The organism is Pseudomonas sp. P65(2024) (assembly GCF_057480955.1).
Genome location: NZ_JBLIYX010000027.1, coordinates 15,545 through 30,588 on the forward strand (window position 1 = coordinate 15,545; position 15,044 = coordinate 30,588).

The window sequence follows — 15,044 nt, forward strand, 5'->3', positions numbered from 1 at the left end:
CTACTTGTTGTTGATGCATTGCGACTGCACCGAGTAGCGCACGGTGCGTAGGGTGCCCTGGCTGTCCTCGAAGGTCATCAGCCGAGGCACCACCTCGCAGGTGCGCGGGTCGCCCGACTGGCGCACGAGGCGGGCGACGTCGAGCTTCATGCCATAGCGATAGTCGACGATCTCCGGCATCGGCTTGGCGCGTTGCGCCGCGTAGGCCGCCACGGCCTGCTGGTGATCCTCAATCAACTGCTTGTTGTCTTGCCTGGAAAAACCCGTGGCCTGGGCCGAAAGGGAAAGCGCCAGCAGGGCGGCGATCAGGGTCGGTCGTAGCATGGTGCGTGTCTCCGAAAGGTTCGTTTCGCAGTCCACGCTAGCGACGGGCAGCCGACAGCGGCATGACGCCCGGGTTACAGATATGAAAGGTGGCCGTGGATGCCGATCCCGCGGCCGTGAATGACACGATTGTAATCCTCCCATCACCTTCCCGTTATCCGCCGGCGGCGAGCATCAGGCTTGGCCAACGGGGCTGGGCGCGCATGCACCTGGCCAGACCAGGGACGCTCCAGCGCCAAGGCCCGAGAACAAGAACAGCCGCAATCGAAGGAGCAACGGATGACAAGCAATCCAACACTTTCCCTGGCCGCCCTGCTGGCCCTGGCCGGCTTTGGCCCGGTGGCCTCGGCCGCGCAAGCGCAGCAGGCAGGGTTCATCGAGGGCAGCCGGCTGAGCGTGCTCAACCGCAATTACTACTTCAATCGTGACCATCGCGACGGTTACGCCCCTACCTACAACCCTGGCAAGGCCAGTGACAACGGTTACTCCGAAGCCTGGGCCCACGCCATCATCACTCGCTTCGAATCCGGCTTCACCCAGGGCACGGTGGGCGTCGGCGTGGATGCCTTCGCCATGCTCGGTCTCAAGCTCGACACCGGTGGCGGGCGCAACGGCGGGCGCAGCTCGTTCGACGTGCTGCCGGTGGACCGTGATGGCCAGGCCCGCGACGAATACAGCAAGGTCGGCGGCGCGGCCAAGGTGCGCCTGTTCGACACCGTGCTGCGGGTGGGCGATGTGTTCCCGGTCAACCCGGTGGTGGCGGCCGGTGACTCACGGCTGCTGCCGGAAAGCTTTCGCGGGGTGACCCTGGAGAACACCAGCCTGCAAGGCCTGACGCTGCAGGCCGGGCGCCTGCACGCCATGAGCCAGCCGGTGTCCAGCGACCTGCGCGAGAACTTCGTGACCTTCTACGGCGGCCCGGTGGATTCGCCGTGGATCGCCTATGGCGGTGGCGACTACGCGATCAATGAAAACGTCAGCGTGAGCCTGTTCGGCAGCCGCCTGAAGGATGTGTGGAACCAGTACTACGCCGGCACCAGCGTGACCTGGCCGTTGTCGGACGAACTGGCGCTGATCGGCGGGTTCAATTTCTACAACGCCAAGGACGAAGGGCGTCAGCGCCTGGGGCAGTTCGACAACGACATCTGGAGCGCCAAGCTTGGCGTGCGCTACGGCGCTCACACCCTCGCGCTCACCCACCAGCGCAACAACGGCGACGACGATTTCGACTACCTGCGCCAGTCCGACTCGATCTTCCTCGACAACTCCATCCAGTACAGCGACTTCAACTCGCCGAAGGAGCGCTCGTGGATGCTGCGCTACGACCTGAACATGGCCGCCTACGGCGTGCCGGGGTTGTCGTTCATGACCCGCTACGGCCGGGGCAGCGACGCCGACTACAGCAACGCCAACGCCTACTACATGCGCCGCGACGACAACGGCGATCCGCTTACCGACCAGAAGCGCTGGGAGCGTGACATCGAGGTCAAGTACGTGGTGCAGACCGGCGCGGCCAAGGACCTGTCGCTGCGCGTGCGCCAGGCCACCACCCGGGCCACGGCCTTTGAGTCGGACCTGGACGAGGTGCGGGTGATCGTCGAGTACCCGCTGTCGATTCTCTGATCAACCCCCTATTCACCTTGAGAAGCCCCTGTGCTCCTTTGGTTACAGGTGAATGTATTGACGCCTCGAACGAGGCGTCTTTTTTTTGCCGCGGGCTTAAACCGAAAGTCCTGGGGCGCAGGCCTCAATGGCCGAACGCTTTCAGGCTGCCTTTGCGACTGGCTTCATAAGCCTCCCGCTCCATTGGCCGTGCCTGCGGGTTGCCCAGGTCTTCCATGGCCAGGCGATGGGTCTCCGGCGCCAGGTAGGCGGCGAATGCGCATACGCAGGTGACCAGGAACGCCAGGCCGCCGACCACCAGCCAGATATGCTCCGAGCCCGGAGGCGCCACGGCGGCGAACAGCGCCGGCAGCATGGCGGTGATCATGGTGCCGATGTTCTGCGCGATGGCCATGGCCGAGACGCGGTAGCGGGTGTGGAACAGCTCCGGGTAGAAGCTTGGGAACACCGCGTTGTAGCCCTGGTAGACCATGCCCCACATGAGGATCGAGGCGGCGAAGGCCAGCGGCACATTCTGGATGCTGATCGCGTACAGGTAGACGAAGGCCAGCAGGCCCGAGCCCAGGCAGCCGGCGATCATGGTCGGGCGGCGGCCGATGCGGTCGGACAGGTTGCCGACGAAGGGGATCACCAGCACCGCGACGATATTGCCCACCACCGGGATCCACAGGTACACGCTCTTGTCGAAACCGATGCCGTAGGCCGGCTGCACCGCGTAGGCCGCGCCGAAGATGGTGGCAACCACCGGAATCACGTTCATCAGCGCCATGAACATCACCAGCACCATGTGCTTCCAGCTGTGGCGGAAGGCTTCGCCGATCGGCGACTTGGCGACCTTGTCCTGTTTCTCCTCCTGGACGAAGGCCGGGGTCTCGTGCACCTCCTTGCGGATGATGAAGCCGGCAATCAGCACCACTGCGCTCATCAGGAACGGGATGCGCCAGCCCCACTCGTTGAAGGCCTCGCTGGGCATGAAGTAGGCCAGCGGCAGGAACACCGCCGCCGCCATCACCTGGCCGGCCTGCACGCCTTGCAGGGTGTAGCTGGCGTAGTAGCCGCGGCGGCCGAACGGCGCGTGCTCCATGATCATCGAGCTGGCCCCGGAGATCTCGCCGGCCACGGCGAAGCCCTGAACCAGGCGCAGCAGCACCAGCAGCGCCGGGGCCAGCAGGCCGATGTCGTGGTAGGTGGGCAGCAGGCCCACGGCCATGGTCGACAGGCCCATCAGGAACATGCACAGCAGCAGCACGTTCTTGCGTCCGCGGGTGTCGCCCCAGTGGCCGAGCACGCAGGCGCCGATCGGGCGCGCCAGGTAACCCACGCCGTAGGTGGCCAGCGAGGCGATGATGGCCATCTTCGGGTCGGTGGAGGGGAAGAAGATCTGCGGGAAGATCAGCGCCGCGGCCTGGGCGTAGATAAAGAAATCGTAGTACTCGAGGGCAGAGCCGATCCATCCGCTGGCGGTGGCTTTCTTGGCTTGGGAGCTTGAGCGGGCCATGTTGTCTCCGTTGTTCTTGTCAGGGGGCCGGATGGTCAGCGCGCGCAGGGCACGGCAACGGGGCTGTAGGGAGAAGACGAACGCGGCGGCGTGGATCGCAGGGCGAGCAAGGTGTGCATAGGTCGGTACCCGTTTTCTTGAACTTATTATGTGGTGACGTTGGGCGTTGCAGCGCAGGGCCCGCCGAACGACCGGCGTGGCAGCGAGAAGGGCCGGCGGGCCTGCGACTGGTGTTCATGGTTGTTCACGGGGGTGGGTGAATCAATTCGCCGGAACGGGTTTTGTTCGGTAATCGAACAAAAACTAACTGTTTCGTACAAAGCTCATTGCCGGGGCGACTTTACCTGCGAATAATCGATCGTGCCAGGGCCTGACCAGCCGCCTCTCTCAATAACAAGGAACACCCGCCATGCACCGTTCGATCGCCACCGTTTCCTTGAGCGGCACTTTGCCGGAAAAACTTGAAGCCATCGCCGCCGCAGGGTTCGACGGCGTCGAGATCTTCGAGAACGACCTGCTGTACTACGCCGGCAGCCCCCGCGAGATCCGCCAGCTGTGCACGGACCTGGGGTTGGCGATCACCTTGTTCCAGCCGTTTCGCGACTTCGAGGGCTGTCCTCGTGATCGTCTGCACAAGAACCTCGACCGCGCCGAGCGCAAGTTCGACCTGATGCAGGAGCTGGGCACCGACCTGGTGCTGGTGTGCAGCAACGTCCAGCCTGACGCGCTGGGCGACGAACAACTGCTGGTGGACGACCTGCGCCTGCTCGCCGAGCATGCCGGCGCCCGCGGCCTGCGCATCGGCTACGAAGCCCTGGCCTGGGGCCGCCACGTCAACACCTGGCAGCAGGTATGGAACCTGGTGCGCCAGGCCGACCACCCGGCGCTGGGGGTGATCCTCGACAGCTTCCATACCCTGTCGATCAAGGGCGATCCCAGCGGCATTCGCGATATCCCCGGCGAGAAGATCTTCTTCGTGCAAATGGCCGACGCGCCGATCCTGGCAATGGACGTGCTGGAGTGGAGCCGGCATTTCCGTTGCTTCCCGGGGCAGGGCGAGATGGACCTGGCGGGTTTTCTCGCGCCGATCCTGGCCACCGGCTACCGCGGTCCGCTGTCGCTGGAGGTCTTCAACGACGGTTTCCGTGCGGCACCGACCCGGCAGAACGCCGCCGACGGCTTGCGCTCGCTGCTGTACCTCGAAGAAAAGACCCGCGTTGAGCTGGAGCGTGAGGCACGCGCCGTCGAGCCTGGCGTGCTGTTCGCGCCGCCTGGCGCAAGCCGTTACGACGGCGTGGAGTTCATCGAGTTTGCCGTCGACGAGGCGGTCGGCGCGCGCCTGGGTGGGTGGCTCAAACGCCTGGGCTTCGCCGAGGCCGGCGAACATCGCAGCAAGGCGGTGCGCCTGCTGCGCCAGGGCGATATCAACATCGTGCTCAACGCCGAACCTTACTCGTTCGCCCACAACTTTTTCGAGGCCCATGGTCCGTCGTTGTGCGCCACGGCGCTGCGGGTGAATGACGGCCAGGCCGCGCTGCGGCGCGCCACCGCCTACCGTGGCCAGCCGTTCCGTGGCCTGGTCGGCCCCAACGAGCGCGAGATCCCGGCGGTGCGCGCGCCCGACGGCAGCCTGCTGTACCTGGTGGAACCGGACGCCGACGGCCCGAGCCTTTACGACATCGATTTCCACCTGGATCAGAACGCCCGGGCCAGCGGCGGGCTCAAGCGCATCGACCACATGGCCCTGGCGCTGCCGGCCGAGGCGCTGGACAGCTGGGTGCTGTTCTACAAGAGCGTGTTCGATTTCACCGCCGACGACGAGGTGGTACTGCCTGACCCCTATGGCCTGGTCAAGAGCCGTGCCCTGCGCAGTCACTGCGCCAGCCTGCGGCTGCCGTTGAACATCTCGGAGAACCGCAACACCGCCATCGCCCATGCCCTGGACAGCTATCGCGGCTCGGGCGTGCACCATGTCGCCTTTGACTGCGAGGACATCTTCGCTGAGGTGGCCCGGGCCAAGGAGGCCGGCGTGCCGTTGCTGGAGATCCCGCTGAACTACTACGACGACCTGGCGGCGCGCTTCGAGTTCGATGACGAGTTCCTCAGCGAGCTGGCGTACTACAACGTGCTGTACGACCGCGATGCCCAGGGCGGCGAGCTGTTCCATGTGTACACCGAGCCGTTCGAAGGGCGCTTTTTCTTCGAGGTCCTGCAGCGCAAGGGCGGTTACGCCGGCTATGGCGCGGCCAACGTCGCGGTGCGCCTGGCGGCGATGGCCAAAGCGCGCAGCGGTGCGGCGCGCACGGCGGTGTTGTAAATCAGGGTCCCATCGCGGGGCAAGCCGCTCACAACACCACGCTTCCCTGCACCGCCCGGCTCACGGATAATCGTCCGGATTCCTATAACGAGCCTGTGAGTCGGTATGAGTGATTCGGTAGCAAAGCCTGAAGTCGAAGGGCTGCGCAGATCGCGCAAGAACAACCCGGAAAAGACCCGCGAGAACATTCTCCAGGCCGCCATCACCGAGTTTGTCCAGCAGGGCCTGGCCGGTGCCCGGGTCGACGCCATCGCCGAGCGTACCGCCACCTCCAAGCGCATGATCTACTACTACTTCGGCAGCAAGGAGCAGCTCTACGTCGAATGCCTGGTCAAGCTCTACGGCGACATCCGCAAGACCGAGCACAGCCTGGACCTCGACTCGCTGTCGCCTGAACAGGCGATTCAGCGCCTGGTGGAATTCACCTTCGACCACCACGCCGACAACGTCGACTTCGTGCGCATCGTCTGCACCGAGAACATCCACTATGGCGAGTACGTCAAGCAGTCGCCGGTGATCCGCGAGATGAGCAGCATGGTGCTCGACGCACTGGGCAAGATTCTCGCCCGTGGCGTGGAGCAGGGCGTGTTCCGCCCGGGGATCGAGGTGATCGACCTGCACATGCTGATGAGCTCGTTCTGCTTCTATCGGGTGTCGAACCGCCACACCTTCGGCGACATCTTCCAGATCGACCTGGCCGACGAGCAGGTCAAGCAGCGTCAAAAGCAGGTGATCTGCGAGGCGGTGATGCGCTACATCAAGGCCTGAGCCCGCTCAACCGGCGAACACCACCCCGGTGCGCGCCGCGGCGTTGCGGATGTGCTCCTGCATTGCCCGTTGCGCGCCGGCCTGGGAGCGGCGGACGAGGGCGCGGAGGATCTTGCGGTGCTCCTGCCAGGTTTCCATGGCCCGCTCGGGGCGGATGAACGGCAGTTTCTGGCTTTCCAGGAAAATATCCTGGCTGGCGGTGATCACCTGCAGCATCGCGCGGTTGCCGCTGGCCTGCAGCAGTTGCTGGTGGAAGGCGAAGTCCAGGCGTGCGGCGGCCTCGAAGCGCCCGGCGCGCAACTCCACGGCCATTGCCTCGACGTTGGCCTGCAACGCGTCCAGGTCATCGGCGGTCAACGCCAGGGCCGCCTGGCCGGCAGCGAAGCCTTCCAGAGCGTAACGCAGCTGGAAGGTGTCGGCGGCCGAGACCTGTTCGGCATAGGGCCAGGCGAAGCTGCCTGGCGATGGCTGGCCAGTGGCCGGAGCCAGGACGAACACCCCCTTGCCCGGTTGCACGCTGACCAGTCCCAGGGCGCTGAGCGACGACAAGGCCTCGCGCAGCGACGCCCGGCTCACGCCCAGGCGTTCGGCCAGGTCGCGCTGCGAAGGCAGGGCGTCGCCAGGCTGGTAGCCGTCCTGCTCGATCAGTTGGCGGATGGCCTGCAGGGCGATTTCCGGGACGGGGCGCGTGGCGGTGGCGAGCATGCTGTTCAGACCGGTCTGAGGGCGATGGCCTCCCTTTTACGGGCAATCGGCACGGCGTGGCAAGCCTTGCCTCGTCCTGGCGCAGGCCCTGCGGCCGTTGCGCGAAAGCGGGGCACGGGATGCTTCGAGGTCTCAACTGTTCAGACCAGTAAGACCTGATCGGTGCCTTGCGCCACGCCGCTAGCAGGTGTTTTGCCCAAGACTGGCATGGCCCGTGCACTGGCACCGCAGCCCCTTTCCGGACTCCTGCGAGGCCTTTCGATGAAGACGTTCCGCTCCCTGTTCCTGGCCACCCTGTTCTGCGCCACCCCTCTGGCAATGCCCCTGGCCCAGGCCGACGCGCTGGCTGACATCACCGCCCGCGGCGTGCTCAAGGTGGCCGTGCCCCAGGACTTCCCGCCGTTCGGTTCGGTCGGCCCGGACCTCAAGCCTCGTGGCCTGGACATCGACACCGCGCAACTGCTGGCCGACAAGCTTGGCGTCAAGCTGGCCCTGACCCCGGTCAACAGCACCAACCGCATCCCGTTCCTCACCACCGGCAAGGTCGACCTGGTGATCTCGAGCCTGGGCAAGAACCCTGAGCGCGCCGCGGTGATCGACTTCTCGCGCCCCTATGCGCCGTTCTACCTGGCGGTGTTCGGCCCGGCCGAGGCACCGGTCGACGCGATCGAAGCCCTGGCCGGCAAGACCATCAGCGTCACCCGCGGCGCCATCGAGGACATGGAACTGAGCGCCGTGGCGCCCAAGGGCGCGATCATCAAGCGTTTCGAGGACAACAACTCGACCATCGCCGCCTACCTGTCCGGGCAGGTCGAGCTGATCGCCAGCGGCAGCGTGGTGATGGCCGCCATCGCCGCAAAGAACCCGGCCAAGGTGCCGGTGCTCAAGGTCAAGCTCAAGGACTCGCCGGTCTACGTGGGCCTGGCCAAGAACGAGCCGGCGCTGTTGCAGAAGGTCAACGCCACCCTCGACGCCGCCAGGACCGACGGCAGCCTGAACCGTAACGCCGAGAAGTGGCTCAAGCAGCCGCTGCCGGCCGATCTCTGAGCGCTTGAGCGATGGCCTATCAATTCGACTTCGCCCCGGTGCTGGCGCAGGGCGACCTGTTGCTGCGGGGCATGCTGTTCACCCTGGAGCTGACCCTGGTCGGCACCGTGCTCGGGGTCGCCATCGGCGTGCTCGGCGCGGTGACCCGGGCCTGGCGCCTGCGGCCGTTCGACGCGCTGTTCGGGCTGTACGTGGAGCTGATCCGCAACACGCCGTTCATCGTCCAGCTGTTCTTCATCTTCTTCGGCCTGCCGGCGCTGGGCGTGCGCCTGAGCGAATGGCAGGCAGCGGTGCTGGCGATGGTGATCAACCTGGGCGCCTACTCGACCGAGATCATCCGCGCCGGTATCCAGGCGATCCCCAAGGGCCAGCTCGAAGCCGCGGCCGCGCTGGCCCTGAGCCGTTTCGAGGCGTTTCGCCACGTGGTGTTGCAACCGGCCCTGGCCAAGGTGTGGCCGGCGCTGACGAGCCAGATCGTGATCGTCATGCTCGGCTCGGCGGTGTGTTCGCAGATCGCCACCGAAGAGCTGTCGTTCGCCGCCAATTTCATCCAGTCGCGCAATTTTCGCGCCTTCGAGACCTACCTGTTGACCACGCTGCTGTACCTGCTGATGGCCATCGTCGTGCGCCAGCTGCTGGCCTGGATCGGCCAGCGCCTGCTGATGGGGAGACGCTGAATGGACTTCACCTTGTGGGATATCGTGCGCAACCTCATGACCGGGTTGCAGTGGACCTTGCTGCTGTCGCTGGTGGCGTTCGCCTGCGGCAGCGTCGGCGGGCTGTTGCTGCTGGTGGCGCGGATCAGTGACCGGCCACTGATCCGCGGCGCCGCCCGCGCGTTCATCGAGCTGTTCCAGGGCACGCCGCTGTTGATGCAGCTGTTCATGGTGTTCTTCGGCATCGCCCTGTTCGGCATCGACGTGTCGGCGTGGATGGCCGCGGCCATCGCCCTGACCTTGTTCACCAGCGCCTTTCTCGCCGAGATCTGGCGCGGCTGCGTGGAGGCGATCCCGCGGGGCCAGTGGGAGGCCTCCGCCAGCCTGGCCATGGGCCGCCTGGAGCAGTTGCGCCATGTGGTCCTGCCCCAGGCGTTGCGCATCGCCATAGCCCCCACCGTGGGCTTCTCGGTGCAGGTGGTCAAGGGCACGGCGGTGACCTCGATCATCGGTTTCACCGAGCTGACCAAGACCGGCGGCATGCTGGCCAACGCCACTTTCGAGCCATTCCTGATCTACGGCCTGGTGGCCGTGGGCTACTTCATCCTCTGCTACCCGCTCTCGCTGAGCGCCCGTTACCTGGAAAGGAGGCTGCATGCCCCTGCTTAGAGTGTCCGCGCTGCACAAGTACTACGGCGACAACCACGTGCTCAAGGGGGTCGACCTGAGCATCGAGGAGGGTGAGGTGGTGGCCATCATCGGCCGCAGCGGATCGGGCAAGAGCACCTTCCTGCGCACCCTCAATGGCCTGGAGTCGATCAGCGACGGGGTGATCGAGGTGGATGGTGAATACCTCGATGCCGGCCGTGCCGACCTGCGCGCGCTGCGCCAGAAGGTCGGCATGGTGTTCCAGCAGTTCAACCTGTTCCCGCACCTGACCGTGGGCGAGAACGTGATGCTCGCGCCCCAGGTGGTGAAGAAGACCGGCAGGGCCGAGGCACGCCAGTTGGCCGAACGTATGCTCGAGCGGGTAGGGCTGGGCGACAAGATCGACGCCTACCCCGACCGCCTTTCCGGTGGGCAGCAGCAGCGGGTGGCCATAGCCCGGGCGCTGGCCATGTCACCCAAGGTGCTGCTGTGCGACGAGATCACCTCGGCACTGGACCCGGAACTGGTCAACGAGGTGCTGGGCGTGGTGCGCCAGCTGGCGAAGGAGGGCATGACCTTGGTCATGGTCACCCACGAGATGCGCTTCGCCCGCGAGGTGGGCGACAAGCTGGTGTTCATGCACCAGGGCAAGGTGCACGAGACCGGCCACCCGCGCGACGTGTTTGCCGCACCGCGCACGGCGGAATTGGCCAACTTCATCGGTGCGGTGGCGGGGGCCTGAGGGCTGCATCGCTTCGTCGCGCGGCAGCCCTGATTGCGCACGCGCGGGCTTGCTAGAAGCTGGCGAAGTGTGCCTGCATGCGTTCGGCATCGGCCGGGCGCCCGCTGAACAGCTCGAACGCCTTGACCGCCTGGAACACTGCCATGGTGCCACCGTCCAGGGTGCGGCAGCCCAGGGCCCGGGCATGGCGCAGCAGCTCGGTCTCCAGGGGGAAGTAGATGATCTCCGCCACCCACAGCCGTGGGTGCAGCAGCGCGGGAGGCAAGGGGGTGCCGGGCAGCTTGGCCATGCCCACGGGTGTGGTGTTGACCAGGCCATCGGCGTCGGCCACCGCGCTGGCCAAGTCCTCGCCGAGCACGGCGCGACCGACGCCGAAACGCTGGGTGAGATTGTCCACCAGTGCCCGGGCGCGGGCCTGGTCGACCTCGAACAGCTGCAAGCGCTCGACGCCTTCGGCCAACAGCGCATGGGCCACCGCCGCGCCCGCGCCGCCCGCGCCCAGCTGTACCACCTGACGCCGCGCGACGCCGGGCAGGCCGCGCCGCAAGCCTTCGGCGAAGCCCAGGCAGTCGGTGTTGTGGCCAACCCGCCGGCCCTCGCGCAGCACCACGGTGTTCACCGCGCCAATGCCACGCGCTTCGTCCGACAGCGCGTCGAGCAGCGGCAGGATCGCCTGCTTGAACGGGAAGGTGATATTGAGCCCGGTGAACCCGGTGCGCTCGGCGGCATCGAGCAGGGCGGGCAGGGCGCTGTCGTCCAGGCCCAGCTGGTCGGCGTCGATCAGCCGGTACAGGTAGCGCAGCGCCTGGGCGTCGCCTTCACGCTCGTGCAGCGCCGGTGTGCGCGAGGCCTGGATGCCACGGCCAATGAGGCCGGCAAGGATGCCTGTGCCGCTCATGCCGCGTGCTCGCGCAGGTGTTCGCCGAAGTAGCCCAGGGCCATGCGGTAGCCCTGGCTGCCGAGGCCGCAGATCACCCCCACGGCGATGCTGGAGACGAACGACAGGTGACGGAACGGCTCGCGCTTGTGCACGTTGGACAGGTGCACCTCGATCACCGGAAGCTCGCTGGCCACCAGGGCGTCGCGGATGGCCACCGAGGTGTGGGTCCAGGCGGCAGGGTTGATCAGGATGCCGTGGCAACGGCCACGGGCGGCATGGATCCAGTCGAGTAGCTCGCCTTCGTGGTTGGTCTGGCGAAACTCCAGTTCCAGGCCCAGTTCAGCGGCGCTGGCGGCGCAGAGCCGGGCCAGGTCGGCAAGGGTTTCATGTCCGTACTGGGCGGGTTCGCGGGTGCCCAGCAGGTTGAGGTTGGGGCCGTTGAGCACGAGGATTCGGGGTGTCATGACGGGGTATCACTTTGTTGTTTTTGGATGTCTCGATAATTGTACTATCTGGTTAGTTTCGTCAAATCATCATCGATTGAAAGCGGGCGATTATCGGACCTGGCCCGCGACAGATCCGCCAAAGGCATTAAAAACACCGCGGCCATGCCCGAGCAATCCAGTCGGCTAAGCTTGATCGCGCAGGTGCACGCAATGACCAACAAGGGAGCGCACATGAACATCAGCAAAACGCCCAGGTGGGCAGTCGCGACACTGGTCCTGGCCCTGGGCCTCCACGCCCACGCCGCCGACAGCAAGCGGGTCGATGTGCTGCTGGTGGGCGGCGGCATCATGAGTTCCACGCTGGCGGTCTGGCTCAACGAGCTGGAGCCGGGCTGGTCGATGGAGATGGTCGAGCGCCTGGACAAGGTCGCCGAGGAAAGCTCCAACGGCTGGAACAACGCCGGCACCGGCCACTCGGCGCTGGCCGAGCTCAACTACACGCCGGAGAAGGACGGCAAGATCGACATCAGCAAGGCGGTGGAGATCAACGAGTCGTTCCAGGTCACCCGTCAGTTCCTCGCCTGGCAGGTCAAGCAGGGTGTGCTGAAGAACCCGCGCTCATTCATCAATACCACGCCGCACATGAGCTTCGTCTGGGGGGACGACAACATCCGCTTCCTCAAGAAACGCTACGAAGCGCTGCAGGCCAGCCCGCTGTTCAAGCCCATGCAGTACTCCGAGGACCACGCGCAGATCGCCAAGTGGGTGCCGCTGATGATGGAGGGGCGCGACCCCAACCAGAAGCTCGCCGTCACCTGGACGCCCATCGGCACCGACGTCAACTTCGGCGAGATCACACGCCAGTACGTGGGCTACCTGCAGACCCGGCCCAACTTCGACCTCAAGCTGTCCAGCGAAGTGGAGAACATCACCCGCAATGACGACGGCAGCTGGCACGTCGAGTACAAGAACCTAAAGGACGGCAGCACCTCGGCCACCGATGCCAAGTTCCTGTTCATCGGCGCCGGCGGCGCGGCGCTGCCGCTGCTGCAGAAGTCCGGCATCGACGAGGCCAAGGACTATGCCGGCTTCCCGGTGGGCGGCTCGTTCCTGGTCACCGACAACCCTGTCATCGCCCAGCGCCACATGGCCAAGGCCTACGGCATCGCCGCCACCGGCGCGCCGCCGATGTCGGTGCCGCACCTGGACACCCGGGTGCTCGATGGCAAGCGCATGATCCTGTTCGGGCCGTTCGCTACCTTCTCCACCAAGTTCCTCAAGGAAGGTTCGCTGCTTGATCTGTTCGCCAGCATGTCGCTGCACAACACCTGGCCGATGGTGCGGGTCGGGGTGCGCGAGTTCGACCTGGTGCAGTACCTGATCGGCCAGCTGATGCAGTCCGACGATGACCGTTTCGCTGCGCTGCAGACCTACTTCCCCGAGGCCAAGAAGGCAGACTGGCGCCTGTGGCAGGCCGGCCAGCGGGTGCAGATCATCAAGAAAGACCAGAACCAGGGCGGAGTGCTGAAGCTGGGCACCGAAGTGGTGACGTCCAAGGATGGCAGCATTGCCGGGCTGCTCGGCGCCTCGCCGGGCGCCTCGACCGCGCCGCCGATCATGCTCGACCTGCTGAGCAAGGTGTTCAAGGACAAGGTGGCCACGCCCGAGTGGCAGGCGAAGATCAAGCAGATCATCCCGTCCTACGGCATCCGCCTGAACGAGCACCCGGACAAGGTCCAGCAAGCGTGGGCCTACACCAGCGAGGTTCTGCAACTGGCGACGCCCAGCGAGGTCGCCGCGCCCTGAAGACCCGCCCATGACCAGCCGGCCACTGTGAAGTGGCCGGCACTGGCGCAATGTTATTTTCTCCCCCGGCCAAGCTCCCGAGTACCTGAGCTGCCATCCTCCGGTTCGATCCCTCCCGTACTGCCTGCCCCGGCTCCTGGCCAGCCTGCCGCAGGCCCGGAAACCGCCCGCCGACACCCGAGCTTTTCCCTGCCGAACTCCCGATGTTTTTTCCTTTGCCTGTCACCACAAGCTGCGAATGTTGCCTTCGTGGCCCAGCCGCCAACCCCTCTGGATCAGGGGATGCGGCCTGTGGCCACAGCAATGCGCGACCCACTCAACGTACGAACACGACGATAGGAGATTGCTTCATGTTTAAGCGTACTGTGATCGCCGCCTCCCTGGTGGCTGCTACCCTGGCTTCGGCCCAATCCATGGCTGCTGTTGTCGGTGGCGGCGCCACCCTGCCGGAAAACCTCTACAACGGCACCTCGACCCTGCCACGCCTGCTGCCGGCCGACTTCAGCTACACCGGCGTGGGCAGCGGCGGTGGCAAGACGGCGTTCCTGACCAACGCACCGGCCTCGATCAACCAGCCGGCCGGCACCAACGTCGACTTCGCCGGCAGCGATTCGGTGCTGAGCGCCTCGGAGCTGTCGACCTACAACAGCACCAAGGCCGCCACCTGGGGCAAACTGGTACAGATCCCGTCCGTGGGCACTTCTGTCGCCATCCCTTACAAGAAGTCGGGCGTGACCAACCTGCAACTGACCGGCGCCCAGCTGTGCGCCGTGTTCTCCGGCACCACCACCACCTGGGGCCAGCTGCTGGGCAGCGCCGACACCACCCCGATCAAGGTGATCTACCGTTCCGGCAGCAGCGGCACCACCGAGTTGCTGTCGCGCTTCCTGGCTGACTCCTGCCCATCGTCCTTCGTGGTCAGCAGCACCTTCACCACCGCCAACGTCGGCAGCGAGCCGGCCACCTGGCAAGCCGTTGCCGGCAGCGCCGATGTGGTCAACGCGGTCAACGCCACCGATGGCACCATCGGCTACGTCAGCCCTGACTATGTCGCCACCGGCAACAACGCCGTGGTCGCCCGTGTCAGCAAGAACGCCATGGCCGCCGGCACCGCGCCGCTGCCGACCGCCGCCAACGCCCGTACCGCCCTGGGCACCGCCGTCGCCCCTAGCTCCGCGGCCGATCGCGCCGACCCAAGCAAGTGGGTGCCGATCTTCAACGCCGGTGGCATCGTTCCGACCTCGGGCTATCCGATCGTCGGCTACACCAACCTGCTGGTCGGCCAGTGCTACCAGACCGCGGCTGACGCCACCGCCGTGCGCAGCTTCCTGAACGACCTGTACTCCGGCACCAAGGCCGCCACCATCGCCCAGCACTCCTTCGTCAGCCTGCCGGCCGCCTACGCCGCCGAGATCAAGAAGGTGTTCCTGGACAACGGCTACAACGAAGGCACCGACATCGCCAACGCTTCGGTCTGCAACGGCATCGGCCGACTGTAAGCGCACGCGAAAGCCCAAGCCCGCAACGGGCGGACAACCGACGGTGGCCGGTACGGCACCGTCGGTTTTCGCGTGTGCGCGTAAC

At 65.8% G+C, this 15,044-nt stretch carries 14 protein-coding genes; 9 read left to right on the forward strand and 5 right to left on the reverse strand.

The features are described 5' to 3' along the window. Nucleotides 1-324: a DUF2790 domain-containing protein gene (locus AC25MA_RS24510; protein WP_486972477.1), complete on the reverse strand. Its 324-nt coding sequence runs from the start codon at nt 322-324 to the stop codon at nt 1-3. A 279-nt stretch (nt 325-603) separates the two neighbouring features. On the opposite strand from AC25MA_RS24510, the gene AC25MA_RS24515 reads away from it, so the two are divergent. Continuing rightward, on the forward strand, nt 604-1,947 hold the full coding sequence (locus tag AC25MA_RS24515; RefSeq protein ID WP_182325232.1) for an OprD family porin: 1,344 nt from the start codon (nt 604-606) through the stop codon (nt 1,945-1,947). Between the two features lie 124 nt (nt 1,948-2,071). On the opposite strand, the gene AC25MA_RS24520 is transcribed toward AC25MA_RS24515, so the two are convergent. Continuing rightward, nucleotides 2,072-3,445 carry an MFS transporter gene (locus AC25MA_RS24520; RefSeq protein WP_062363447.1) on the reverse strand — a complete coding sequence of 458 codons (1,374 nt, stop codon included), beginning with the start codon at nt 3,443-3,445 and terminating at the stop codon, nt 2,072-2,074. Nucleotides 3,446-3,854: 409 nt separating this feature from the next. On the opposite strand from AC25MA_RS24520, the gene quiC reads away from it, so the two are divergent. Continuing rightward, nucleotides 3,855-5,762, forward strand: a complete 1,908-nt coding sequence (gene quiC, locus AC25MA_RS24525; RefSeq protein WP_207852413.1) for a 3-dehydroshikimate dehydratase QuiC — start codon at nt 3,855-3,857, stop codon at nt 5,760-5,762. A 105-nt stretch (nt 5,763-5,867) separates the two neighbouring features. Continuing rightward, on the forward strand, nt 5,868-6,530 hold the full coding sequence (locus tag AC25MA_RS24530) for a TetR/AcrR family transcriptional regulator (protein WP_028688744.1): 663 nt from the start codon (nt 5,868-5,870) through the stop codon (nt 6,528-6,530). A gap of 6 nt (nt 6,531-6,536) precedes the next feature. Here AC25MA_RS24530 and AC25MA_RS24535 read toward each other — a convergent pair whose 3' ends face one another. Beyond that, entirely contained in the window at nt 6,537-7,235 is a 699-nt protein-coding gene (locus AC25MA_RS24535) for a FadR/GntR family transcriptional regulator (RefSeq protein ID WP_088852163.1), read from the reverse strand. Nucleotides 7,236-7,496: 261 nt separating this feature from the next. Between AC25MA_RS24535 and AC25MA_RS24540 the strand changes: the two genes are divergently transcribed. The 4 genes from AC25MA_RS24540 to AC25MA_RS24555 are packed head-to-tail and all read left to right on the forward strand — an operon-like array spanning nt 7,497 to nt 10,328. Further along, entirely contained in the window at nt 7,497-8,282 is a 786-nt protein-coding gene (locus tag AC25MA_RS24540) for a transporter substrate-binding domain-containing protein (protein WP_028688746.1), read from the forward strand. Between the two features lie 11 nt (nt 8,283-8,293). Continuing rightward, nucleotides 8,294-8,959: an amino acid ABC transporter permease gene (locus tag AC25MA_RS24545; RefSeq protein ID WP_028688747.1), complete on the forward strand. Its 666-nt coding sequence runs from the start codon at nt 8,294-8,296 to the stop codon at nt 8,957-8,959. Then, entirely contained in the window at nt 8,960-9,607 is a 648-nt protein-coding gene (locus AC25MA_RS24550; RefSeq protein WP_062363453.1) for an amino acid ABC transporter permease, read from the forward strand. It begins immediately after the preceding gene. After that, nucleotides 9,594-10,328, forward strand: coding sequence for an amino acid ABC transporter ATP-binding protein (locus AC25MA_RS24555; protein ID WP_028688749.1), 735 nt, complete (start codon nt 9,594-9,596; stop codon nt 10,326-10,328). The genes AC25MA_RS24550 and AC25MA_RS24555 overlap by 14 nt, the downstream gene beginning before the upstream one ends. A 52-nt stretch (nt 10,329-10,380) precedes the next feature. Here the strand turns inward: AC25MA_RS24555 and AC25MA_RS24560 are convergent, their stop codons facing one another. After that, complete coding sequence (locus AC25MA_RS24560; RefSeq protein WP_028688750.1) at nt 10,381-11,226, reverse strand: shikimate dehydrogenase; 846 nt, start codon at nt 11,224-11,226, stop codon at nt 10,381-10,383. Further along, nucleotides 11,223-11,672 carry a type II 3-dehydroquinate dehydratase gene (gene aroQ / locus AC25MA_RS24565; protein ID WP_028688751.1) on the reverse strand — a complete coding sequence of 150 codons (450 nt, stop codon included), beginning with the start codon at nt 11,670-11,672 and terminating at the stop codon, nt 11,223-11,225. The genes AC25MA_RS24560 and aroQ overlap by 4 nt, the downstream gene beginning before the upstream one ends. A gap of 213 nt (nt 11,673-11,885) precedes the next feature. Between aroQ and mqo the strand changes: the two genes are divergently transcribed. Both mqo and AC25MA_RS24575 read left to right on the forward strand, forming a co-directional pair. Continuing rightward, on the forward strand, nt 11,886-13,460 hold the full coding sequence (gene mqo / locus AC25MA_RS24570) for a malate dehydrogenase (quinone) (protein ID WP_069015819.1): 1,575 nt from the start codon (nt 11,886-11,888) through the stop codon (nt 13,458-13,460). Between the two features lie 350 nt (nt 13,461-13,810). After that, a complete protein-coding gene (locus AC25MA_RS24575; RefSeq protein ID WP_062363458.1) occupies nt 13,811-14,959 on the forward strand; it encodes a substrate-binding domain-containing protein in 1,149 nt (382 codons plus the stop codon). Nucleotides 14,960-15,044: the final 85 nt, after the last annotated feature.